Here is a 24,857-nt window from a genome sequence, read left to right as displayed (position 1 = left end):
TATTAAGTGTGTGAGACAGCATTAACCAACTACCATCCAATGTGATGACATTGATGAGGAGCATCATGAGATTTTTTTCTTTACGTCAAACGAGCCGCGCTGTATTGCTATCTATGAGTGCCAGTCTGGCGCTTACATTAAGTGCCCAAGCTGCTACCATCAATGCAGCAGTACAAGCAACGCCTCCTGCTGATCAAAGCAGCATTAATCGTTTGACACCAGCTAATAGCACAGACGGCATTATTGCCTTGGTCAATGAAAACGCTATTTTAAAAAGCGAGTTGATCAATGCTATCCAGCAAACCCAAGCACGAGCACAAGCGGCGGGTGAGCCCATGGCTAATTCAGCGCAACTGCAGTCTGAAGTGTTAAACGCACTCATCCTGCGCGAGCTGCAACTCTCCATGGTCAAACGCGTCGGTCTGAATCCTGATGAAGCGGCTATTAATCAACGCCTTGCTCAAATCGCCCAGACACAGGGACTTAATAGCATCTCAGCGTTACAACAACGTCTAGACGCAGCACAACCCGGTAGCTATGCTGCGTTACGTACTCAATTGATTGAAGATGCCGCCATTCAAGCCTTGCAACAGCGCCAAATCAGCAATCGAGTACGCATTAGCGAACAAGATATTGATGCGTTTTTGGCCTCACCTGAAGCCAAGCGCCTAAATCAAAGCGAGTATCAAACCATTCATGTGCGGGTTCCTTACATGGATGACTACAGCCGCCTATCAGACGCTCAGCGTGAAGAAGCACTGAAAGTCGCACAGGCGCTGCGTGATCGTCTGCTTGCCCCCAATATCAATGTCGCTGAAGCTGTTGCTGCCAGCCAAGGCAGCTACCCTATCCCTCTACAAGGGGGCGATATGGGCTTTCATAAAGCAGCGGCTCTCCCTACAGAGCTATCGAGTGAGATTACCAAGCTTGATGTTGGCGCTGTCAGCGCACCGCTAGTGACTCCTGAAGGTATCGACATCATTAAGCTTGCTGACAAGAAATCCAGCGACACCATGCTCATACCGCAGTGGCATACTCGTCATATCTTGGTTAAAGTTGATGAATTACAGACGGATGCGCTTGCTGAACAAAAAATCAATGATCTGTATGAGCAACTACGTAACGGTGCTGATTTTGCTGGTTTGGCATCGACTTATTCCGACGATCCAGGGTCAGCAGGTCGCGGCGGTGATCTTGATTGGGTCAGCGAAGAAGATATGATTGGCCCATTTGAAGCCATGATGAAAAACACAGCGGTTGGTGATTACTCTGTCCCTTTCAAAACCCAATTCGGTTGGCACATCTTAAAGGTGGAAGGCAAACGTCAGCAAGACGTAAGTGACCAGTATCGTCGCAACATGGCGCGCCAAACACTGTATCAACGCCTAGCACCGCAAGCCAAAGAAGACTGGTTACAAGAGCTACGAGCGGGCGCTTATATCCAAGTACTTGGATAGTCTATTTATCCGTGTATCGATAAGATAAATGATCGCTAATAGTGTTTTATTAAGAAGGGTATGTGCTAAGGCATGTACCCTTCTTATTTATGATCTAAAGAAATAACTCACCGTCGGTTATCAATGTATGCTTTTGTACTTTCTGCCCATGCGTTAAACCCACACTCTTATAAATCAATAGTTTACACACAAAGAAAAGCCCCGAACCTAGGGCGATTGGTTCAGGGCTATGGCGTTTCATCTTGTTGTTATTATCTCTTCCATGTGGACTCATCCTAAGTCACAAACAGTAGCGTATATAAGACAGCGGGCTGACCTGAACTTTTATACTACTGCCTCAACACTGCATCCTTGCGTATCCTTGTGTTGATGATTGTATTTTAGTGCAATCCGCTTGATACGACTAGAGGCTAAAGACCTTATTTCACGTAAGCATATGCTTACGTGCTTATCGGGGCTTTCAATGACACTATGGGTGGTCATGTTAGCACCCTGTTAACCCAAGCCTCTCTGCACGTCTGCGTGCTCCTTTGAGACTTTTTCTCCTTCTTTTTTACCTTCTTCTATTTTACTCTCTGTCTCTTTGCTATCCTCTGCGGCCGCGGTCGGTGCGTTTTGCTCTTGTTGACTCGCTTCTTCTGGGGCATATTGTAAGGTAGTCATGACAGGAAAATGGTCGGAGCCGATAGAAGGCATACGTTGAATGTCTACCACGGTAAAGCAAGCACTATGGAAAATATGATCCAATGCCCAGCGCAAAAATGGATAATTGGCATGAAAAGTGTTGATGAAATGCCGGCCAATACGTGGATCTAACAACCCTGATATTCGCTGAAAGCGCCTGGTCGTTTTTGACCATGCCACATCATTGAGGTCACCGGCCAATATGGCCGTTTGCTCATTCTCTTTTATGTGTTTGCCCACCATTAGTAGCTCGGCATCGCGAGTGGTCGATTTATCCGCTTCCGTGGGGCTTGGTGGCATAGGATGCAAGCAATACAACCAAATCACGCGACCACTTTGCAGGCGTAACTGTGTGTGAATAGAAGGTATGTCATCGATCATCAAATACTTAACTTTAGGATCAATCAACTCAAGCTTAGAATACAAGTGCATCCCATATAGATTATCCAGTGGTACTTTTACCGTATAAGGATAGTCAGGTTCGATTTGATGCAGCGCCCTCTCCCATTTTTTATCACTTTCTAGCGTGATTAAAATATCAGGCTGTTTTTGCTTAACCAGATCGACCAGTTTTTGGGTTTCATCATTGGGCGTGAGAACGTTTGAGACCATGATTTTGAGCTGATACGACGCTCCTTCTGGCGTGTCTTTTGCTTCTTGTACTTCTTTTTTCCACAGTTTGGTATAAGGCAATACCATTCTCAGCTGGAACGCTAGAGTGACACTCAATACGATAAACAGCAGCCACTGACCTAGCTGCCAATTTGGCCAAAACGCCAACATGCCAATCCAAGCAATGACACCAAGCACCATTATCTGAATGCGTGGAAACTCAACGCCGCGCACCCACCAGTTATCAAGTGGCATCCAGCCCCAAATCGTCACAAATGCGATGAGCCCTGCGAGCCACTGTACGCTGTAATATAATAGTGAGAGATCCATAGTATGTATTAACCGTCTATTAAAATGGTCATTGAACCCTAGAGTTGATGTTCAGTGTTGGTTCAATAGTGAAGTCTTGCTTGGTTTTTATTGAGCTGACGTTAGGTACTTACTTTAGCATTTCATGAGATTATCACCTACTAATGAGTGTCAATTAAGGGGTAAGTGCCATAAAACGTTACAATTTGTCGCATCTACGATAGTAAGTATTGCACACTAGCCTTCTTGCTTTTAGACACCATGTGTGTCCCCAAGCAATAGAAGTATCAGCATTATGTTAATAACTAAAAGTTATAATGAACATAGTTAATAGTGTATGAAAAACGCCTAAAAATCGCCAAAACGCCTTGCTTTTTAGGGCCAATCACGGCATTGTTATCGGCTGGCAATGCAATAAATAATTGTAAATAGGATTAGATTTCATGAGTAATTTAACAGTAGGCTTGGTAGGCTGGCGCGGCATGGTCGGGTCAGTATTGATACAACGTATGCTTGAAGAAAAAGACTTTGACGGTATTACACCTGTATTTTTTTCGACCAGTAATGCAGGCGGGGATGCGCCAAGCTTTGATGGTATTCAAACCAGCCAGTTAAAAGACGCTCATGATATTGATGCACTAGCAGCTTGTGATGTGATTATTACTTGCCAAGGCGGCGATTACACCTCAAAAGTTCATCAGCCATTGCGTGATAGTGGCTGGAATGGCTACTGGATTGATGCGGCGAGCACATTGCGCATGGAAGATGATAGCATCATCATCCTTGATCCAGTCAATCGCACCGTCATTGACAGCGCACTCGCCAACGGTAAAAAAGACTTCATCGGTGGTAACTGTACGGTATCTCTGATGCTAATGGCCATCGGTGAGCTGTTTAATAAAGGCTGGGTGGAATGGGTCAGCGCGATGACGTATCAAGCAGCAAGTGGCTCTGGTGCCAACAACATGCGTGAGCTAATCAGTGGTATGGGTCTGCTGCATGACACCGTCCGAGACGAGCTGGCTGATCCTGCAAGCGCTATCTTAGATATCGATAAAAAAATCGCCCAAGCTCAACGCTCAAATGATTTTCCTAGACAGTACTTTGGTGTGCCATTGGCTGGTAGCTTGATTCCTTATATCGACGCACAGCTAGAAAACAAGCAATCAAAAGAGGAATGGAAAGGTGGCGTTGAAACCAATAAAATCCTTGGTAATGACCAAACCAATACGGTTCCTATCGATGGCATGTGTGTACGCATTGGCGCGATGCGCTGTCACGCTCAAGGTCTAACCATCAAGCTAAAAAAAGACATTCCATTAGACGAGATCGAAGCTGCCCTTAAAAACAGCGGCAACGAGTGGTTAGATTTGGTCGAAGATGACAAAGAAGCGACTATGAATCGTTTAACCCCAGTGGCAGTGACAGGGACGCTAACGGTTGCGTTAGGTCGCTTGCGTAAGCTTAATATGGGACCTGAATATCTGGGCGCGTTTACCGTTGGTGATCAGCTGTTATGGGGCGCGGCAGAACCATTGCGCCGTATGCTTAACATCATCCGTGAGCAAAAAAACTAATACTCGTATATTAAAAGCTCAAAAAAAAAGACAGCCCATGCTGTCTTTTTTTTGCTTTATTTTGGCTGATACGCAATCATCACTTCATTGCGACGCATAAAAGGTAGCGTCCATGGCGGATTATAGCGTGCCAACTCAGGTACGCCCGTTATGGTTAAGTTGCGCTCTTGCATCCAAGACTGCAACTCCTCCGTTTTAGTCGCTACTTTTTGACTGCCTGCCAACCCTGAAAATTTGATGACCCCGTAATTTTGTGGGGGCACTTCCACGATCTCAACATTTGGATTGTTTGGTTTAGGCAGCGTTTGCATTGTGTAGTGACTGGGCATCGTAAACTGTACGCGCCATTGACCATCCGCTTTTTGCATACTGACTGGTGCCGTCATCGCAATTTTTTGAGAGTCATTACTGTCTGTTTTGGGATCAGGCTGCATCGTAACGGGCGCCGTCATCGCAATCTTGCCACTCTCCCCGCTAGGCGCTGTATTGTTACCAAAAATATAGTCCGCTAATACTTTAAACCCTTCACGACTAGCGCTTTTTTGATCCCCTGTCACCCAAGTTTGCGCCACCAGCTGCTCATCATAACGCCGCAATTCAAAGTCATCTTCTTGCGACAAAACCGTATAGTCTGGCTCTTCGGTAGCCATAGCGCCTCCTGATGTCAATAATAAACCACTTAGTAATAAGTAGGATGCCTTTTTCATAGTGTGTCTCCAGCGTCTAAAAGCATGGTCTGGCGATTCGTCATCGTTCACCAACTGTTTTATACTTTACCAACTATCCTGTCGTCATGTCTGTATCTTTTGGTTGTAGCAGAGTGATATGGATAAGGCTCATCAATGAGATTAAATATCCATATCCAAAAAAAACCTTAACAATGCTATAATTGGCGCTATTTTCATAGCTTAAATAGCGGTTATCATATGCAATTTGTCTTACATAAAACGGCCAGCGGTGAAACGCGTGCACGCCGTGGTACGGTTCATCTCAATCATGGCGATGTGCAAACGCCAGCTTTTATGCCTGTTGGCACTTATGGTACGGTCAAAGGCATGCTCCCACGTGATATCGAAGCCATCGGTGCTGATATCGTTTTAGGCAATACCTTTCATCTGTGGTTACGCCCAGGTACTGAAGTGATTGATAAGTTCGGCGGTCTGCATAAATTTATGCATTGGGATAAACCCATTCTGACCGATTCCGGTGGCTTCCAAGTATTCAGTCTAGGTGCCATGCGTAAAATCACCGAAGAAGGGGTTAATTTTAAATCACCCATCGATGGCGCCAAGGTATTTCTCTCACCAGAAAAATCCATGCAAATTCAGTACAGCTTGAATTCAGACATCGTCATGCAGTTCGATGAGTGTACCCCTTATCCAGCCACTCACGACGAAGCGAAAAAATCTTTAGAGCTTTCACTTCGTTGGGGACAACGCTGCGTTGATGAGCACAAAAGACTGGGTAGCACCAATGCCCTATTTGGCATTATCCAAGGCAGTATGTACGCCGATTTGCGCCAGCAGTCACTGGAAGGCCTACTCGATATCGGCTTTGATGGTTATGCCATCGGTGGCTTATCCGTTGGTGAGCCAAAGGATGAGATGATGGATGTCTTGGACTATATCCCAGATGATATGCCAGCAGACAAGCCGCGTTATCTGATGGGTGTTGGTAAGCCGGAAGACATCGTCGAGGCCGTGCGCCGCGGTGTCGATATGTTTGACTGCGTGATGCCAACGCGTAATGCACGTAATGGTCACTATTTCGTCACGGGCGACACTGACAATGCTGGCATAGTACGTATCCGTAATAGCCAATACCGTAATGATGAAGGCCCTCTAGACCCAGAGTGCGACTGCTATACTTGCCAAAACTTTAGCCGTGCTTATCTCTACCATCTAAATAAATGCAAAGAGATGCTAGGTGCCCAGCTGGCGACTATTCATAACTTGCGCTACTATCAGCGCTTGATGCAAGGAATCAGAGACGCTATTGAGCAAGACCGCTTTGATGAGTTCGTAAATGAGTTTTATAGCAAGCGTGGACAAACCGTTCCTGAACTAAATTTGCGCTAAACATAATATTTTTTAGACTCGTACAAGTAACAAAAAGGGCTTAAGAATCATCTTAAGCCCTTTTTATTATTGAGTGTTTTTCAAACCAAACAAGCAAATACTTTTCATCAGTCGCTATGCTATCCCATCAGTGAGGTAACAAATACAACGATCACCGCGATAGGGGCAATAAACTTAGCAACGATTTGCCAAACTTTCCATGCACCATTAGACAAGCCAAGCTCTTGCTGAATACTGCGTTGATCCATTTGCCAAGCAAGGAAGATAATCGCTGCAAGACCCGTTAAAGGGAGGATAAACTTACTGGTAATTTTATCCAAAGCATCAAAGATCCCGTTGCCCATAATGGTGAACTCAGACCATAGGTTAAACGATAACAATGCCGCAACGCCCAATAGCCAAATCACCGTACTTGCAACGATGGTTGATACCGTACGGCTCATTGGCGTACGCTCTTCTAAAAACTCAACCGTTGGTTCAAGCAGTGAAATTGACGAGGTAAGAGCAGCAAAGGTAATAAGTAAGAAGAACAGGGTACCAATGATAGTACCTGCGCCCATGCTACCAAAAGCAATCGGTAAGCTAACAAAGATAAGACCAGGGCCTGAAGCAGGATCTAGACCATTGCTAAAGATAATTGGGAAAATGGCTAGACCCGCAGCCAACGCAATAACCGTGTCCAAAATCACAACCGTTCGTGCGGTTTTAAGCAAGTTCACTTCACGGCCCAAATATGAGCCATAAGCAATCATAATACCCATACCAATAGACAGGGTGAAGAAGGCATGACCCAGAGCCGCGAGCATGACATCCGCCGTCAGCTTACTAAGATCTGGCGTAAATAAGTAAGCCACTGCCTCACCAAAGCCTCCATTCACCACGTTATAACCAACGATAACGAACAGGATAAGCCCTAATAATGGCATCAAAACCTTCGCGGTCTTCTCAATACCGCCCGTCACGCCGATACCAACGATAATGGCCGTCAAAATCATAAAGACCGTGTGCCAAATCGTCAATGTACCGGCTGAAGCTAACATGGCATCAAAGGTCGCAGCGACAGAATCACTGTCTTGACCTGCAAAACTTCCTGTACCCACTTTAGTAATATAGTTGAGCGCCCAACCACCAATAACACTATAAAAAGACAGAATTAAGAAACCACCTAAAATACCGGACGCGCCTATGATACCCCAATTGCGTGACTTGCCTTCACTTGCCGCAACATCAGCCAAAGTATTGATGGGGTTTTTTTGACCACGACGACCAATTAGCCATTCGGCGACCAAAATCGGAAAACCTACCAGCGCGATACAGAATAAATAAGCGATAACGAAAGCAGAACCACCGCTTTCACCAACCATGTATGGAAACTTCCATATATTTCCTAAACCAACTGCCGACCCGACCGCTGCTAATACGAAGCCAAAACTTGAGCTCCACTGTGCATGTTCTTGTTTATTGATAGCCATTTTTTCCGTCCTCGTGCTCCAATTAACGTCGCTGATAATCTTCCTTGATTATCATAAAGCGCCACTCATAATCTCAGGCACTTTAATAAACGCATCAATGTGAGGCGTCCAGCAACATTAAGAAAGAATTGTTTACAATATCGTAAACGCTCAGTTTCTGCTAAGCGACCAAAAAAGTCAAGTACTCATAAACATAAAAAGCCATAACAATTGGTTATGGCTTACGGTGGTTTTTTCTATCGTTGACAAGAGTTTGCCTAATTGAAATACCAACGCTACATTCAGTCTTAAACAAAACTTCTCTACATTTTTAACGCACCACACCACGACGACTTTTCTGTAATGAGTCGATGAGCAGTTGAATTTTCGGCTCTTTTGGGAGCAGCTCGTTGTTTAAAACTTCTAGCGCTTGTACTGTCGTCAAACCTGATCTAAAAATCATACGATAAGCTTGGCGTAACACATCGATGGTTTCTTTTGACCAATCTTTACGGCGCATCCCTTCTACATTGAGACCATGCGTTTTTGCTGGATTGCCAGAGACCATCGTAAAAGCAGCCACGTCTTTTAAAATCAGACTCGCGCCCCCGATCAAGCTATAATCATCAACCGTACAGAACTGATGAATACCGGAGTTACCTCCAATAATCGTGTGATCCCCAATAGTCACATGTCCTGCGACCCCGACATTATTGGCCAGTACGTTATGGTCGCCAATCACACAGTCATGAGCCACATGCGTATTAACCATCAGCAAGTTATGGCTACCAATTTTGGTAAGTTCACTATCTTGGGCTGTACCACGGTGTAGGCTACAGGCCTCACGAATGGTATTATGATCACCAATCTCAAGCCACGTACGCTCACCAGCATACTTCAAATCCTGTGGGTCTTCACCAACGCTTGCAAACTGATAAAACTGATTGTGTTGACCAATACGAGTCAACTTGGTCACAACCACATGTCGGTGCAAAACCGTGTGTGCGCCAATAGTCACCTCATCACCGACAATACAATACGGGCCGATGACGGCCGTCTCATCAATTTGAGCGGATGGTGAGATGAGTGCTGTTGGGTGGATCTGACTCATAATTTGGGCCTTTGTATCATCTGATGCGAGTAAATGGTAAAACAAATACAGCCAATTTAACTTTATTAAATAAAATAAGCATGACGCTGCTGTTAACCATGGTTGCTAACTATCATTTTTACTGCTCATGTTAATAGGAGTCGCTAAAGATTTTGATTAGCATGAGCATAATAGCAGTCATTAAGCTTTACTGTGCTTGCCGAGCAATCATTATTTGGGCACTAGCAGCAAGCTCGTCTTCGACATGTACCGTACAATCAAACTTGTAAATACCATGCTTTTGCATCACTGTTTTGGCACGAATAATCAACTGATCCCCAGGAATGACTCGGCGCTTAAAGCGCACCTTATCAACGCCTGCGAACAGATATAGATAGCCATCTTCTGCGGTCAGGCCAGCACTAATAAATCCCAGCACGCCTGAGACTTGCGCCATCGACTCTACCATTAACACCCCTGGCATGATCGGTTCATCAGGAAAGTGACCATTAAAAAACTCTTCATTAATAGTCACGTTCTTAACACCGGTAATACACTCTCCTGGTGTGCAAGCGATGATCTTATCGACCAGCAGAAAAGGATAGCGGTGCGGCAGGTAATGCTTAAGGGTATGGTAAGTTAGCGGCAGGGTAAGACCTTGCTCAGCCAAGCTTTTAATCTCGTTATCAGTTGAACTATCTATATCGTTGCTGCTCATAGCGGCACTTCCTTGCTGTGTTTGTAATTTTGATGACTTGTTTGTATTTATGCTATTCACGACCAAGCTGACGGAAACGTACCGCTGCCCGTCGCCAATTAGCCGTCGGCATCGCAGCCGTTCCAGAGGAATATGAACCAGACTTTTTAATGGATTTGGTGACCATGGTCATTCCAGATAAGATCACATCATCGGTGATCTCGATATGACCTGTAATACCGACAGCGCCGCCAATGATGCAGCGCTTACCGATACTGGTACTACCAGCGATACCCGTTTGAGCCGCGATGGCTGTACCATCACCAATACGCACGTTATGGGCCACTTGTACCAAATTATCGATAATAACATGATTACCAATCACCGTATCATCAATGGCGCCGCGATCAATACAGGTTTGGCTACCGATTCGCACATGATCGCCAATCACGACACGACCTAGTTGCGCAATGCGCTCCCAGCCAGTAACACTAGGGTCTCTGGTCGGGGCAAAGCCAAAGCCCTCTGAGCCAACACTCACGCCAGCGTGTAATCGCACATGGCTACCGATAACGCTATCGTGCCCGATAACCACTTGCGATTTGATCACACAATCAGGCCCAATCTTAGTATTTGCCTCAACCACCACATGCGCATCAAGTGAGCTGCGCGCACCAATTTGTACATTATCACCGATCACACAAAAAGGGCCAATATTGACGTGATCGCCAATGACGGCGCTATCAGCAATCACCGCACTAGGGTGAATACCGTTAGACAATGAATCACGAGCAAACAACTGACTGGCGCCCGCGTAAGCCAAATAAGGACTGGTGACTACCAACGCGATAGCGCTCGCTGGCACTTGATCACGATACTCTGCCGTGACCAATACCGCCCCTGCTTGCGTGTCCGCCAGACTAGCAATGTAATGGGGATCCGCTAAAAAGCTTAATTGCTCATGATCAGCAGTGGTTAAACTACCAACGCTACTGAACTCTTGACGTAACTGTTCAGCGCCAATCTCTGCCTTGTTCACAATAGGCTGGCGCTGTTCAATTTGAGTGATAAGTTGCTCAATCGTTATCATAGTTACTATTAACATTATTATGAATAAGGCAATCGCCAAGCTGAGAAATCATCTTGGCGACCTACTAATGTCTAACTGATGCTTTATGTACCTACATCGTTTTATATCATTAACGAGATAAATTAGGACAATTACCCTAAGTTAGAAAGTATTACCAATCTGGAACTGTACTTTTTCGGTCTCATCGCCTTCTTTATCACCGATAGGCACTGCGTAACTCAGAGAGATCGGGCCAATTGGCGTGTACCAAGTCACGCCTGCCCCTGCACTAAAACGCATACTGTTGTCTTGGGTCAATAGTGGCACACCTGTATCATCCCCTGTTTGAGGATCAACAAAGGTACGATCCTCCTTATCAGTGGTATCAAACACTTGACCACCTTCGGCGAATAGCACCGGACGTACTTGATCTGCCCAATCACCTTTAAACGGCATTGGTAAAATCAGCTCACTACCGATGCTGACAAGCGCATTACCACCAACTTCTTCTGCTAACAAAGTTTGATTAGAGGGGTCATTGACTGCATCATAGTAGGACTGTGATCTAGGTCCAAGCGTGGACGCTTCATAACCACGTACTGACCCATACCCACCGGCATAAAAGTTTTCATAAAATGGCAAATCATTACCATAGCCAAGCTTGGTATAACCGCGTGCCACCCAATCTTTATAGAAAGGATAGTACACGTTACCGCGATACACGAGTTTTTGATAGCTAGCATCACCAAGGCCAATGGTTGCATCAACCGTATGGCTCATCCCTTTGGTCGGGAAGACCGGACGATCTAAGGTGCTGTAATCCCAGCCAAATAGTAAGTTATAAGTTTGGTACTCATTTTTAAAACCTGTACGACCTTCAAAGTCTCCTGTGAAGTCTTCAACCGTACCGCCATCATCGATAATCTGCTGTACGTTTGACACGCCAAGACGGCTACCACCACGTACTGAGGTGTTATCAACGTTTAGACCCGCACTAACACGCTTGGTCTCGTCCACAGGATAGCTATAATTCAGGGTGGCACCATAAGCATCGGTGACGTAATTACTGACGTTTCTGTCATCATACTTGGTTTCGCGATAGTAGGCGCTGATACCTTGCGACACGCCGTTTTCTGTAAAGTATGGATCGGTATAACCCAAGCTATAAGAATCACGTGTCTCTGAGCGTGATAGCGCCGCCTTGACACGGTTACCCGTACCCATAAAGTTATTTTGCGTCAAGTCTAACTGGAAGGTGACACCGCCACTTTGTGAGTAACCCGCTGCAATGGTTGAACTACCAGAAGGTTGCTCTTCAACAGTATAGTGAACATCCACTTGGTCGGGCTGATTAGGCACTGGCTTCACATCGACATTAACCGCTTTAAAGAAGCCGGTACGCATCAAGCGTGTCCGTGATAATTGAATTTTTTCGCTAGACGCCAGAGCGCCTTCTAATTGACGCATTTCGCGGCGCAACACCTCATCTTGGGTCTTGAGATTGCCCGTAAAGTTAATACGGCGAACATAAATTGGACGGGCAGGATCAATATAGTAATCAACATCAACCATCTTGGTATCATCGTTGATACGCGGCACAGGTCTGATCTGAGCTAAGTAATAGCCCTCATTACCATAGCGACTTTTAAGCGCTGCAGTCGTCGCCTCTAGCTTGGCTTGCGAGTACTTTTCGTTAGGAGCAAAAGCAACCAACTCGTTTAGCTCATTTGTGTCAAAAGTCGGTTTACCTAAAAAGCTCACCTCGCCAAACTGATATTGCTCACCTTCGCTAAGACTCACTTCGATAAAGACACTGCTCTTATCTTCACTGATATTAAGCACGGCATTGTCGACTGCAAAACGTACATAACCATCGTTCTGGTATAGCGCTTTTAGGTTTTCTAAACTGGCAGCCAGCTTTTCTTTGGCATAGCGATCTGACTTAGACAGCAGACGTGTCCAAGACGATTCTTTCACGGCAAAGACGTCTTTAATCTCTTCATCGCTAAAGTGTTTGTTACCAATAATGTTGATATCAACCACTTTGGCAGGCTTGCCTTCGATAAAACGTACATCGAGCTTGACGCGATTGCCATCAAGTAGTGTTTGGTCAACCTCGATATTACTATTGTAATACCCTTGGCTGATATATTGTTGCTGTAGCTCATTGGCGACGCCTTGTAGCGTGGCTTGCTTAAGCACATCACCGACAGACAGGCCAGCATTGCTAAGCCCCTGCTCCAGCCCTTCTTTTGGAATGAGTTTATTGCCCTCAAAATTCACCTCAGCGATCGTTGGGCGCTCAACGACATCAAATCGTAGCTGACCCCCTTCGACTCGGCTCTGAATATCGGCAAAGTTTTCGGTCGCATATAGCGCCTTAATACTGGCCGCCAAACTACTATCATTCACCGTGTCCCCTACCGAAATAGGAAGAACCGGATAGAGGCTATCGGGGGTTAGGCGTTGCAGACCATTGAAACCGATGTCAGTGACTACAAACTCTGCAGCCTGTACAGGCATACTCATCATCGCTACCACTAACGGCAACCCTGCCGCGCTCATAAATAAAGGCGTACGCATAAACACTATCCGTCAATAAAAAACTTGCTTAAGTTAAGTTAAAAAGCCCATATTGTCTAGCCCGTTTTGCATAAAATCTTATATTCACACGCGGGAGACTCAGAACACTTTATATAAAATGCATCACAAAATAAACTAAAAATTACGATTAGTACAGTAGCCATGGTACAAAGCTTCCGCTCTATCATCGCCGTCATTAGCGCATAATAAGCGTAAAACCATTAGTGTCTCTTGTCTTATCCACTCTATGGCTGATTACTTGCTCAAAAAAGACGACTGATATCATTACCAATTGCTAACACCATGAAACCTGCCAGCAAGAGTAAACCGATATTTAACCCCACCATTTGTACGCCTTCTGAGAGGGGCTTACCGCGAATCAGCTCAATGAGGTGATACACAATATGACCACCATCTAATACCGGAATAGGCAAAAGATTTAGCACAGCCAGACTCAAACTAATCAAAGCCGCGGTAGATAACACCATCTGCCAACTGATATCGAAGCTTTGTTTGGCGACTTTGGCAATGGTAATTGGGCCTGACAAATTGTCCAAACCAATCATGCCTGACAGCATTTTTCCCATTGAGCTTACCGTCATGACTGCCAGTTGTTCGGTCTTCTCAAACGACTTGATCAATGATTCGCCCGGCCCATAGACCACTGTGGTTTTGTAAGCATCAGGGATAACAATCTCAGACTGTGCCACCATAGCACCAATTTGCCCATAGTCGTTACCCAAATTGTCTTTTTTACCTTGTGGCATAATTTGTAGCTGGACAGATTCACCGTCACGTAACACCGTAAAATTAAGAAGTACTTCAGGGCTGTCGCGGATGATACGGGTGGCGCTAATCCAGTCTTTGATTGGCGCATCATTAATCGCCGTAATGCGATCACCTTTTTGCAGGCCTTGACGAATGGCCGCACCATCGGGCGCCAGATTTCCAATTATCGGCGCTATTTGTGGTTGCCACGGTAGCATACCAAAGCTGCTCAACGCATCTTTACCTTGCGCCGCGCCTTGCATGAACTGCTGCACTGGCGCTTGATACGTTTGGCGCGCGCTACTATTTTGTGGATCTGACTGCAAGGTAACACTGACCTCGCCTGTCTCACCCATACGGCCAGCAAGGCGATAATTGATACCTTCCCACGTCTGTACGTCATGACCATCAATCGCAACAATTTTATCACCGACAGGCAGCCCAGCCACGGCAGCCGGCGTATCAGGTAAGACTTGCCCAACTTTGGTCGCCAGCTGCTCTGTTGGCGTCATAAACAATACCCAAAACAGGGCAATAGCGATGACAAAGTTCATGATAGGGCCAGCTGCGACAATGGCAATCTTTTTTAGCGGATGCTGGCGATTAAAAGCCAAATGTTGCTCACCTTTTGCAACCTCTCCTTCACGCTCATCCAGCATTTTGACATAGCCACCAAGCGGTAATGCTGAGATACGATAGTCAATACCGCTTTTTTTACTGGTCCAACCAAAGAGCTTAGGGCCAAAACCGATAGAGTAAGTCAGCACCTTAACGCCGCAAAGACGCGCCACAATGTAGTGACCCCACTCATGTAAAGCAATGAGTGGACCTAAGACAAATATTGCCGCAAGCAGCGTTAATAAAAACGTCATGATCTGTTCTCGATTAAGTTGCTTTTGTTACGATGACGCCAGCTTTTTAATAAGCGCATCGGTGTGGCGGCGTGCTACTTTGTCAATCGCTAATATATCATCTATGTCGGCATGCTCATTTAATAACGGCACTTGTATCTCGGTGAGTGCCTGCTCATTAACATCAGCAATATCCGTCAAGCGAATTTGTCCACTCAAAAACGCAGCCACGGCAATCTCATTGGCGGCATTGAGCACGATGGTCGCTTGTGTACCCGCTTGCATCGCTTGTCGGGCCAGACGCAGACAGGCAAATTTTTGTAAGTCAGGCTCAATAAATTCAAGCCCACTTAGCGCATACAAATCTAATGGTTGCGAGCCGCTATCAATGCGGTTGGGGTAGCTGAGGGCATGCGCGATTGGGGTTTTCATATCAGGACTGCCGAGCTGCGCTAAAAAGCTGCCATCGCTGTATTCTACCATTGAGTGAATGATACTTTGTGGATGAATCACCACATTTATTTTATCTTCAGGCAAATCAAATAAATGGCACGCCTCGATGAGCTCTAAGCCTTTATTCATCATCGTGGCAGAGTCGACCGATATCTTTTGCCCCATTGACCAGTTTGGGTGTTTAACTGCTTCAGCAACGCTTGCTTGGCGCATCTGCTCAAAAGACTGTTGCAAAAACGGCCCACCAGAGGCGGTCAACCAGAGCTTGCGTACACCGTGGTCTGGCTGATGAATTTGAGTATGGTCTTGTTGAATAGCAAGGGGTAGACACTGGAAAATAGCGTTGTGCTCAGAATCAAGCGGTAGCAAAGTAGCACCATACGTTTTAACCGCATTAATCATCACTTGGCCTGCCATCACCAGTGCTTCTTTATTGGCAAGCAAGATACGCTTGCCTGCACGCGCTGCTGCTAGAGTGGAAGGCAGTCCTGCCGCTCCCACAATAGCGGCAACTACCGTATCAGTTTGTGCATCGGTAGCAATATCTACCAGCCCCTCTGCACCGCCCACCACGGCAATATCAAGACCTACTGCACTTAGGCGCTCGGCAAACTCATCGACCGCTGCGGTCGGTACATTGACGCGTCTTGGCAAAAACTGCTGGCATAGAGCAAAAAGCTTGTCTAAACGGCGAAAACCTGACAAAGCATAAACGTCGTAATCCTGTGGTTGCGCCGCTAATATTGCCAACGTGCTATCGCCAATTGAACCTGTCGCGCCTAGTACGGCGATGCGTTGCGTCATAACCATCGATGCCTATAAAAGATACTATAAAAAAGAGAACCAAAAGAAGAAGTAAGGCATAAAGCACACAAAAGCCCGTCGTGATATCTCGCCAAAAATGCCATCAAATAATCGACACAAACCCGTGGCTCAGTGCCTTTGCTAAAACAAGAATGCGCCCTAGCCTTGCCGCTTTATACCACTATCAAACCCAGTTGCTGTATCGCCCAAAAGCCAAGCGCGAATATCGGTGTGGCCGCCAACAGTGAGTCGATACGATCAAGAACGCCGCCATGCCCAGGCAACATATTCCCTGAGTCTTTTATATCAGCGCGGCGCTTGAGCATTGACTCAAACAAATCACCAAGTACGGACGCTAAAATCGTTAAAGCGGATAATGCCACAAAGGCGATTAACGACATGCCTGTTAGTTGTAGCTTAAAGACACTAATGCCGATCACGACTAACAAGCCTGTGACTAAGCCACCCGTCAGCCCTTCCACACTCTTATTGGGTGAGACATTCGGTGCCATTTTGCGACGACCGAGTTTGCGTCCAACAAAATAAGCACCACTATCCGCAGACCACACCAATAAGAATACATAAAGAAGCCACCAAGCTGACAGTTGCCACAAATAAAACATAGCAGTAATGGCGGCAGTTAATATCACAGCGCCCATCAAGGCCAGTTTTTTACCATACCAATTGGTATGAGTGGGAAAGACCTTAACCCAAGACAGCGCCATCAACCATATTGCCAGTGATGCCACCCACCAAAACAGCCAAGTCACCTTAAATATGAGCGACACCAATGTTATGACTAAGACCAATAGCACATACAGCATAGGCTGGCGCCATTTTGGCATCAGCTTTGTCCATTCATGAGCGGCAATGATAACGCCAATCGCTAATAGCGGGGCAAATAAGATAGGAGTTTGGCTCGCAAACATTGCAATACCAACGATAATAACGAGAACAATTGCCGTCTTAATTCGTTGCCACATACTTATTGAGCCTTATAATAATGAAAAACGCATGGTCAAAAAGTGCATTATAGCAGTTAATCCACAATAGCCCACTAATAGCAATTGACACTCATGAACGCGGCTTATTATTTCACAAACAAGGGGTATTAACTACTGATCGCCTACCAACTTTGTAAGCTGCGACCCAACATCCTAAGGTAGAAAACCTTTTAACGCGTCGGCTGCTCTGTCCCTATCTGTTCGCTGGTTTTGCCAAAGCGGCGTTGGCGCTGGGCGAACTCTGTTACCATCGTAGACAATTCATCTGCACCAAAGTTTGGCCACAACGTTTGGGTAAAAAACAGCTCTGCATAGGCAGATTGCCACAGTAAAAAGTTCGATATTCGATATTCGCCGCCCGTCCGTATCAGCATATCTACCGCTGGCGCATCGGCTAATTGAACATACTTCCCAAGCCTCTCTTTATTAATGTCTTCCGCCCGTAATTGCCCTGCCTGTACTTGCTGTGCTAGCTGTTTTGCCGCATGGGCGATATCCCATTGGCCACCATAACTGATAGCAATCACCAATGTCATGGCTTCAAAATTGGCCGTTTTTTCTTCCGCATCGGCCATCAGCGTTTGTAAGTCATCACTGAGCTGACTGCGGTCGCCGATAAAACGCAAGCGAATACGGTACTCATTCATACGCGGTAGTTGTTCATGAATGGTCGAGGCTAACAGTTGCATTAGCAGCGCCACCTCACTGGGAGGACGTTGCCAGTTTTCACTAGAGAAGGCAAATACCGTTAATACTTCAACACCTGTATCGACACAATAGTCGACAATAGGGTCTAGCGCATCTTTTCCTGCTACATGGCCTTGGCCTTTACCTAAATTGTTGGCCTTACCATAACGATTATTGCCGTCCATGATAATAGCGATGTGACGAGGAAGAACAGCAGGGGCCAAAACGGCTGAAGTAGACATAGGCAAACTTGCTTATTGTTAAGGTGAGATAATAATAACGCGTACTGTGACAGTTAAAAAGTGCAATAAACACCATTCACAAATGTATCATAAATCAAGTACGCTAAGAATTGCAAAAAACAACCTATAAAGCTGGCTTGCAAATACTTGTCAGACACGCAAAATCTGCCCATTTACTACTGTATCGTACTGATCAACACAATAATAAGCAGCCAAGAGCACTGGCACATTGGCTGCTTAACGTTAGAGATTTGACTTAACTGACGTGGGTCATAAATGATAAAAGACCTGTATTTACACGTCCATCAAGTCGCTTTCTTTTTTACTCAGACGGCTGTCGATGATTTCAATATATTTGTCAGTGATTTTTTGGATATCATCACTAGCGCGGCGCTCGTCGTCTTCTGAGATTTCTTTTTCTTTCGCAAGCTCTTTGATGTCATTCATCATATCACGGCGGATATTACGAATAGACACACGGCTGCTCTCCGCTTCTCCGCGCGCCAGCTTCTGCATGTCGCGGCGTGTGTCTTCTGTCAGTGCTGGCATCGGCACACGAATCACATCCGCCGTCATTGGATTGAGACCCAAATCTGCTTCGCGAATGGCTTTGTCAACCGCTTGTACCATGGTACGGTCAAATGGCTGAACCAGTAACGTACGCGAGTCTTCAACATTCACACTAGCCACTTGGTTTAATGGCGTAGGCGCACCATAGTAACTGACCATTACACCTGACAACATACCAGGATGCGCACGCCCAGTACGGACTTTACTAAAGGTACTCTCAAGCGCTTCCAAGGTTTTTTGCATACGCGCTTCGCCGTCTTGCTTAATCTCTTTAATCATCATGTGTCCTTATTTATCGCTATCGACAAATCATTCATTACTGTTAGTTATAAAAATTATTAGGGTTATCGTGCTCTCATAAATTAATGATAAACACGCGTACCTTCATTTTCGCCCATAATGACGTTTAATAAAGCATTGGGCTTGGTCATGTCAAAAACTTGTAGCGGTACGTTATGCTCGCGGCATAAAGCAATGGCGGTTAAATCCATCACACCCAGCTTTTGCTCTAATACTTCGTCAAACGTTAAGCCGTCATATTTTTTGGCATCAGAATGTAGGCTTGGGTCTTTATCATAAACCCCATCTACTTTGGTTGCTTTTAAAATCAAACCTGCTTCGATTTCGATACCACGCAAGCAAGCGGCGGTATCTGTGGTAAAAAATGGATTGCCGGTGCCAGCCACAAAGATACAAACTTCACCATTTTTAAGGTAGCGAATCGCATTCCGGCTGCTGTAGCTTTCAGTCACTTCCCCAATAGGTAGGGCTGACATCAAGCGCGTTTTAATATTGCGGCGCTCAAGAGCGTCACGCATCGCAAGCCCGTTCATCACAGTTGCCAGCATACCCATTTGATCACCGGTGACACGGCCAACCAAACCTTCTTGTTGCAACTGTGCGCCGCGATATAAGTTACCACCCCCAACAACGATACCTACTTGCACACCAAGTCCACGCAAATGAGCGATAGACAAGCTCATTTTATCGAGAACTTCGGTATCAATACCCATGTCTTTACCACCGGCCAAAGCTTCGCCTGAGAGTTTCAACAAGATACGAGAGTAACGCGGGTTTTTGTCAGACATGAGGTCACCTTGTTAGCATTAAATTATCATTAAAGTCATTGGTAAAACACAAATAGCATTTGCCTATCGCGCCATACTGAGTAAGAGACGTCGTAAAAGGCTAAATTGCGCTAATTGTAGCAAAAGCTGCCCGCTATTGGGCAATTTTCACTTTATATTGGCGCTGTTTACCGTTCCAAAAATCTTACTCAAACCTAATCAATATTAACTATTGGATAGGTTTGAAGTTTTCTTTCTGCTTCATTGTCACGCGCTACTTCTCGTTTGAGACTTAGACTGACCACGACTCCACAGACTTTTTTAATTGGCGATGGAACTCACCGTCCAATAAAACGGGGTTATGCGGCTGTTAAGATGACAGTCGCGTTGTTTAAAATATTGATGCTGGCGTTAAGGTCGCGGTCATGTTTTGTCTGGCAGCTAGGACAGATCCACTCGCGCATCTTCAACGTCAGCTCATCTTTACCAAGGATATGATTGCAGTTTGAACAGGTCTTGGAGCTGGGATAGAAGCGCCCAACTGACTTTACCGTCTTGCCTTGCTCATTGGCTTTGTAGATAAGCTGTCGCTTAAATTCAAAGAAACCCAAATCACTGATCGCCCGTGACAATCTGCGGTTCTTGACCATACCTTTGACGTTTAAATCCTCAATTGCCATCACATCGAACTCTTTGACCAGCTTTGATGTGATTTGATGGAGAGAGTCTTGCCTAATACTCCTGATCTTGTAGTGCAAACGAGAGAGCTTGGTTTTCGCTTTTTCTCTGTTTTTACTACCTTTCTTCTTGCGACTGAGCACTTTGTTTAGTTGACGCAAGCGCTTTAGGTTGGTCTTTAATGGCTTTGGCGCTTTGATTTTGGTACCGTCTGATAAAACCAATAAATCAGTAATACCAAGGTCTATACCTACGATTTTTCCAGTTCTAACCACTTTTTTAATCGTATCGTCAATCTCAACGGCCACACTGACAAACCACTTACCGCCCCGCTTGGAGATGGTGGCTGACATAATCTTACCGTCAAAACGTAGCGGCTCTTTCATACGAACCCAACCTAGATTTGGGATACGAATGGACTTAGCTTTAATGGCAAACTGATCGTTGGATAAGCCAAACCTATCGTCACGACCTTTTTTACGCGCTGTTGGATATTTGGCAAGCCCTTTAAAGAAGTTCTTGTAAGCGTCACCCAGCTGCATGATAGCCAGTTGCGGAGCGCACTTGGTCACTTCTAACATATAAGGGAAAAATTCACGCTTAATGGCATTCAATTCGCGTCTGAGCTTTGCCTGTGAAGGCTTATTTAGCTTTTTGGTATCCATCTCAATACCAGTCGCCAAACACGCATCACGATACGCCTTATCAAGCGCATACTGCCGTTGCCACTCATATAAAGCCCAGTTGTAGGCTTTCCGCGCCACGCCACAAGCACGAGCAAAATGGTTCGCCTGTACGTTGTTGGGCTTGAGTTCAATGATGTGGCCACGGATCATAATGCTTGTTTAACCTCTTTTTATTAATGTGGAAATTACTTATTTTGATTATAAATGACTAAGATTAGATAGGTTTTAGGTAACTGTTTCGTAACCCTCTATAACTGGCAAACAAATCATATTCACTAGCATCATCGATTGTGACCGTTAGGAACTGCCCCACTTTTACTTGAGCGGTAATCTCATCCACATAGACATGACCGTCAATCTCGGGCGCATCAGCGTAGCTACGACAAATCGCAATGTTTTCTTCGCGATCAATCTCGTCAACCAATACCATTAAGGTCTTGCCCACTTTTTCTTGCAGTTTTTGCGCAGATATCTCTTGTTGTATTGCCATCAGGCGCTCATAACGAGATTGCTTGACCGCTTCAGGCACATGATCTGGCAAGTCATTGGCGACCGCGCCTTCAACTTCTGAATAAGTAAATGCGCCAACACGATCAAGACGAGCTTCGACCAACCAGTCAAGCAAGCACTGAAAATCTTCTTCGGTTTCACCAGGGAATCCAACCACAAAGGTCGAACGAATGACGATATCAGGACAAATGTCACGCCACGCTTTGATACGGGCTAACGTGTTTTCACTATGCGCCGGACGTTTCATGGCTTTTAAGATACGGTGACTGGCATGTTGAAAAGGAATATCCAAATAAGGCAATAACTTCTTTTCGCCCATCAGTTCAACGACTTTATCCACGTGTGGATACGGGTAAACATAATGCAGGCGTACCCAAATACCTAAATCATTCAGTGCTTGGCACAAATCATAAAATTTTGATTTAAGCGGCATACCATTCCAAAAACTGGTCTTATACTTCAAGTCCAGCCCGTAAGCAGAAGTGTCTTGCGAGATGATAAGCAACTCTTTTACGCCAGCGTTTTTAAGCGCCAATGCCTCATTCATCACGCTATCAATCGGACGCGAGACCAAATCACCACGTAAGCTTGGGATAATGCAGAAGGTACAACGATGGTTACAACCCTCAGAGATTTTTAGGTAGGCATAATGACTGGGCGTCAATTTTATGCCAGCCTCATTAATCAAATCTATTTTTGGGTCATAGCTGGCATCCAAATTGCGGTTTGGTTTGGGGACATGCTGCGCCACCGCCGTAATCACCTCATCATAAGCATGAGCGCCGGTCACTGCTAGTACTGCTGGATGCATTTCACGGATTTTGTCCGCCTCTTTACCCAAGCAGCCGGTGACAATCACTTTGCCATTTTTGCTAATGGCTTCACCGATTGCGTCGAGCGACTCTTGTACCGCTGACTCAATAAAACCGCATGTATTGACCACGACAAGATCTGCACCGCTATAATCATTGGCAACTTGATAGCCATCACGGCTAAGCTCTGTGATGATACGCTCACTATCCACCAATGCTTTTGGGCAACCCAGCGATACAAAACCAATCTTTGGTGCCGCACTTACAGGCGCGTTGGCAGTCGCGGACATGGCATCACTACTTTGCGCAATACTCCGGTTTTGATTGTGATTGGCTTTATGATGGTAAGGCTGGTTAGAGTTTGCTTGACTGACATCTGCCTGACTCTGCTCTTGCGCTAGATTTGGCTTGGCAGGATTAAAAATAGTGGCTGTGTTTTTAGGGGCGTCTTTGGGTGCAGTAGAAGCTGGCTGTGAGGTGAGAGTCGTTACATTCATCGACTCGGTAGAAGTTTTGGGCATGGCTGACCTTGCTAGAGATAATTGGCTGTGCGCATTGTACGTTTTTTTTGCAAAAATCGCCAGTTTTGCCGCTCTATAGTGTTGATTTGTGGTTAAATATTATCACGAGTATCCTTTTTCTTAGGCCCTACCTATGACAACCGATTTGATCACGGCAAAACCGACCCCTGACTTAGCCTTTATATCACAGCATTTGTTTACCGCTATCTTATGGGTCGATGATATGCTATCCATCACTTGGTTAAATGCCCAAGCGGAGCACTTACTTGCTATCAGCAGTGGCAGGTTACTCAATCAGTCTGTCTTGACGCTACTGGCCCCCGAGGAGTTAAAATCAAAAAACAGTACAGCTACTCATGATGACCAGATAGAGGCGCAAACTTGCTCTTTGACCGAACGCTTTTATCAAGCAAAGCAGTACCAACAACCCTTTATCGACCATGATCATATTATCAACACACCGTTAAACGGTAACCTACCCCTGTCAATTGACTATAGCGTGACGCCCGTCACCTACGAGCAGCAGCCTTATTTTATCATTGAGATATGGGGCAAAGACCGCCAAAGCCGTATCTCAGAAGAGCAGCGCCAGCAACAACAGTACGGGGTTGCCCGTCACATGCTACGCTCGGTCGCTCATGAAATCAAAAACCCGCTGGCTGGCATTCGCGGGGCTGCACAACTACTCCAACGACAATTTATCAAATTTAGCGACACGACTACTTTTAGCCCTCAATCTTCTGATACTGCGACTCCTTCAACGTCTATCTTAGATCATAATAGCAACCTGCAAAAAACAGCCATAAAGCTACGTAACTATACCGATATCATCATCTCAGAGACAGATCGCTTAACCCATCTTATTGGGCAATTTCTGGGTTCCAATCAATTGCCCAGTTGGCAAACGCTTAACATTCATGAGCCACTAGAGCATGTTTTAACCTTGATACGGCATCAATATCCACAAGTGACACTACAGCGCGATTATGACTTGTCGTTACCTGAACTGTGTGCGGATAAAGACCAGTTAATCCAAGTATTTTTAAACCTGATTAATAACGCTTGTGAATCCATGACGGAGTTTGAACAAACGCTGCCGCAAAACGAATCCCCTCAGTCTCAAGACTCCCCTTCTTTGTCTTCACAGACAGATAGGGATGGTGATGGCGGCAACTGGGCTTACCAGCCGACGCTGCACATTCAAACACGGGTGGCATTTCAACATACCATCAGTGGTCAACAGCACAAGCAGGTGGTGCAAGTTAACATTACTGACAACGGCTCAGGAATTGACCCTGCCCTTATTGGACAGATATTTTTCCCCATGGTGACAAGCCGTGCGACAGGGACTGGCCTTGGATTGTCTATTGTGCAAGATATCATCAGCCATCATCATGGTATGATTGACGTCAGCTCCACTCAATCACACAGTCCTAACGACAGTTTTAAAAATAACCATAGCAATAGCCAAACGTGTTTTACGCTATATTTACCGTTCACCCAGCCACTCATGGAAGCGTAAACATGGTGCTACATAGATAGAACGATCACCTCGCAGATGACTAAATCATAAACCTACACCAACTCATTGCTCATT

Annotated in this window: 19 protein-coding genes; 4 read left to right on the top strand and 15 right to left on the bottom strand. The window is 45.5% G+C overall.

From position 1 onward, the window contains the following. The first annotated feature begins 65 nt into the window (after positions 1-65). Positions 66-1,457, top strand: coding sequence for a peptidylprolyl isomerase (locus DVY93_RS05410; protein ID WP_193005777.1), 1,392 nt, complete (start codon positions 66-68; stop codon positions 1,455-1,457). Positions 1,458-1,952: 495 nt separating this feature from the next. On the opposite strand, the gene DVY93_RS05405 is transcribed toward DVY93_RS05410, so the two are convergent. Further along, entirely contained in the window at positions 1,953-3,083 is a 1,131-nt protein-coding gene (locus DVY93_RS05405) for an endonuclease/exonuclease/phosphatase family protein (protein ID WP_193005776.1), read from the bottom strand. A 422-nt stretch (positions 3,084-3,505) separates the two neighbouring features. Here DVY93_RS05405 and asd point away from each other — a divergent pair, with 422 nt between their 5' ends. Beyond that, positions 3,506-4,639, top strand: coding sequence for an aspartate-semialdehyde dehydrogenase (gene asd, locus DVY93_RS05400; RefSeq protein ID WP_230709650.1), 1,134 nt, complete (start codon positions 3,506-3,508; stop codon positions 4,637-4,639). Positions 4,640-4,695: 56 nt separating this feature from the next. Here asd and DVY93_RS05395 read toward each other — a convergent pair whose 3' ends face one another. Next, entirely contained in the window at positions 4,696-5,289 is a 594-nt protein-coding gene (locus tag DVY93_RS05395) for an SOUL family heme-binding protein (RefSeq protein ID WP_230709648.1), read from the bottom strand. 276 nt (positions 5,290-5,565) lie between these two features. Here DVY93_RS05395 and tgt point away from each other — a divergent pair, with 276 nt between their 5' ends. Further along, the gene (gene tgt / locus DVY93_RS05390; protein ID WP_230709647.1) at positions 5,566-6,717 is read left to right on the top strand and encodes a tRNA guanosine(34) transglycosylase Tgt; all 1,152 of its coding nucleotides are present in this window, start codon (positions 5,566-5,568) and stop codon (positions 6,715-6,717) included. 119 nt (positions 6,718-6,836) lie between these two features. Here tgt and DVY93_RS05385 read toward each other — a convergent pair whose 3' ends face one another. The 13 genes from DVY93_RS05385 to rimO form a co-directional block, all read right to left on the bottom strand. Beyond that, a complete protein-coding gene (locus DVY93_RS05385; RefSeq protein WP_193005772.1) occupies positions 6,837-8,189 on the bottom strand; it encodes a sodium-dependent transporter in 1,353 nt (450 codons plus the stop codon). Positions 8,190-8,499: 310 nt separating this feature from the next. Further along, positions 8,500-9,279 (bottom strand): acyl-ACP--UDP-N-acetylglucosamine O-acyltransferase, encoded by a 780-nt coding sequence (gene lpxA, locus DVY93_RS05380; RefSeq protein ID WP_193005771.1) that lies wholly within the window; start codon positions 9,277-9,279, stop codon positions 8,500-8,502. A 187-nt stretch (positions 9,280-9,466) separates the two neighbouring features. Further along, the gene (gene fabZ / locus DVY93_RS05375) at positions 9,467-9,976 is read right to left on the bottom strand and encodes a 3-hydroxyacyl-ACP dehydratase FabZ (protein ID WP_193005770.1); all 510 of its coding nucleotides are present in this window, start codon (positions 9,974-9,976) and stop codon (positions 9,467-9,469) included. Between the two features lie 52 nt (positions 9,977-10,028). Continuing rightward, positions 10,029-11,045, bottom strand: a complete 1,017-nt coding sequence (gene lpxD / locus DVY93_RS05370) for a UDP-3-O-(3-hydroxymyristoyl)glucosamine N-acyltransferase (protein ID WP_230709645.1) — start codon at positions 11,043-11,045, stop codon at positions 10,029-10,031. A 141-nt stretch (positions 11,046-11,186) separates the two neighbouring features. Further along, positions 11,187-13,607 carry an outer membrane protein assembly factor BamA gene (bamA, locus tag DVY93_RS05365; protein WP_230709643.1) on the bottom strand — a complete coding sequence of 807 codons (2,421 nt, stop codon included), beginning with the start codon at positions 13,605-13,607 and terminating at the stop codon, positions 11,187-11,189. A 263-nt stretch (positions 13,608-13,870) separates the two neighbouring features. Further along, positions 13,871-15,247, bottom strand: a complete 1,377-nt coding sequence (gene rseP / locus DVY93_RS05360; protein WP_230709641.1) for an RIP metalloprotease RseP — start codon at positions 15,245-15,247, stop codon at positions 13,871-13,873. A gap of 27 nt (positions 15,248-15,274) precedes the next feature. Continuing rightward, positions 15,275-16,489 (bottom strand): 1-deoxy-D-xylulose-5-phosphate reductoisomerase, encoded by a 1,215-nt coding sequence (ispC, locus tag DVY93_RS05355; protein WP_230709639.1) that lies wholly within the window; start codon positions 16,487-16,489, stop codon positions 15,275-15,277. A gap of 167 nt (positions 16,490-16,656) precedes the next feature. After that, positions 16,657-17,466, bottom strand: a complete 810-nt coding sequence (locus DVY93_RS05350; protein ID WP_230709637.1) for a phosphatidate cytidylyltransferase — start codon at positions 17,464-17,466, stop codon at positions 16,657-16,659. A gap of 191 nt (positions 17,467-17,657) precedes the next feature. Then, positions 17,658-18,416: a polyprenyl diphosphate synthase gene (uppS, locus tag DVY93_RS05345; protein ID WP_230709635.1), complete on the bottom strand. Its 759-nt coding sequence runs from the start codon at positions 18,414-18,416 to the stop codon at positions 17,658-17,660. Positions 18,417-18,710: 294 nt separating this feature from the next. Next, on the bottom strand, positions 18,711-19,265 hold the full coding sequence (gene frr / locus DVY93_RS05340) for a ribosome recycling factor (protein ID WP_193005799.1): 555 nt from the start codon (positions 19,263-19,265) through the stop codon (positions 18,711-18,713). An 83-nt stretch (positions 19,266-19,348) separates the two neighbouring features. Continuing rightward, complete coding sequence (gene pyrH / locus DVY93_RS05335) at positions 19,349-20,074, bottom strand: UMP kinase (protein WP_193005763.1); 726 nt, start codon at positions 20,072-20,074, stop codon at positions 19,349-19,351. 338 nt (positions 20,075-20,412) lie between these two features. Next, a complete protein-coding gene (locus tag DVY93_RS05330; RefSeq protein ID WP_230709633.1) occupies positions 20,413-21,567 on the bottom strand; it encodes an RNA-guided endonuclease InsQ/TnpB family protein in 1,155 nt (384 codons plus the stop codon). Between the two features lie 64 nt (positions 21,568-21,631). Continuing rightward, complete coding sequence (gene rimO / locus DVY93_RS05325; protein WP_193006204.1) at positions 21,632-23,260, bottom strand: 30S ribosomal protein S12 methylthiotransferase RimO; 1,629 nt, start codon at positions 23,258-23,260, stop codon at positions 21,632-21,634. Positions 23,261-23,393: 133 nt separating this feature from the next. Here rimO and DVY93_RS05320 point away from each other — a divergent pair, with 133 nt between their 5' ends. Continuing rightward, the gene (locus DVY93_RS05320; RefSeq protein WP_230709631.1) at positions 23,394-24,782 is read left to right on the top strand and encodes a two-component system sensor histidine kinase NtrB; all 1,389 of its coding nucleotides are present in this window, start codon (positions 23,394-23,396) and stop codon (positions 24,780-24,782) included. Positions 24,783-24,857 lie beyond the last annotated feature (75 nt).

Origin of the sequence: Psychrobacter sp. CCUG 69069, from assembly GCF_021023115.1 — a bacterium.
In the GTDB taxonomy this organism is placed as follows: Bacteria; Pseudomonadota; Gammaproteobacteria; order Pseudomonadales; family Moraxellaceae; genus Psychrobacter; species Psychrobacter namhaensis.
The sequence above is the reverse complement of the archived record's forward strand: the minus strand, read 5'-3'. Positions and strand labels throughout refer to the sequence as shown.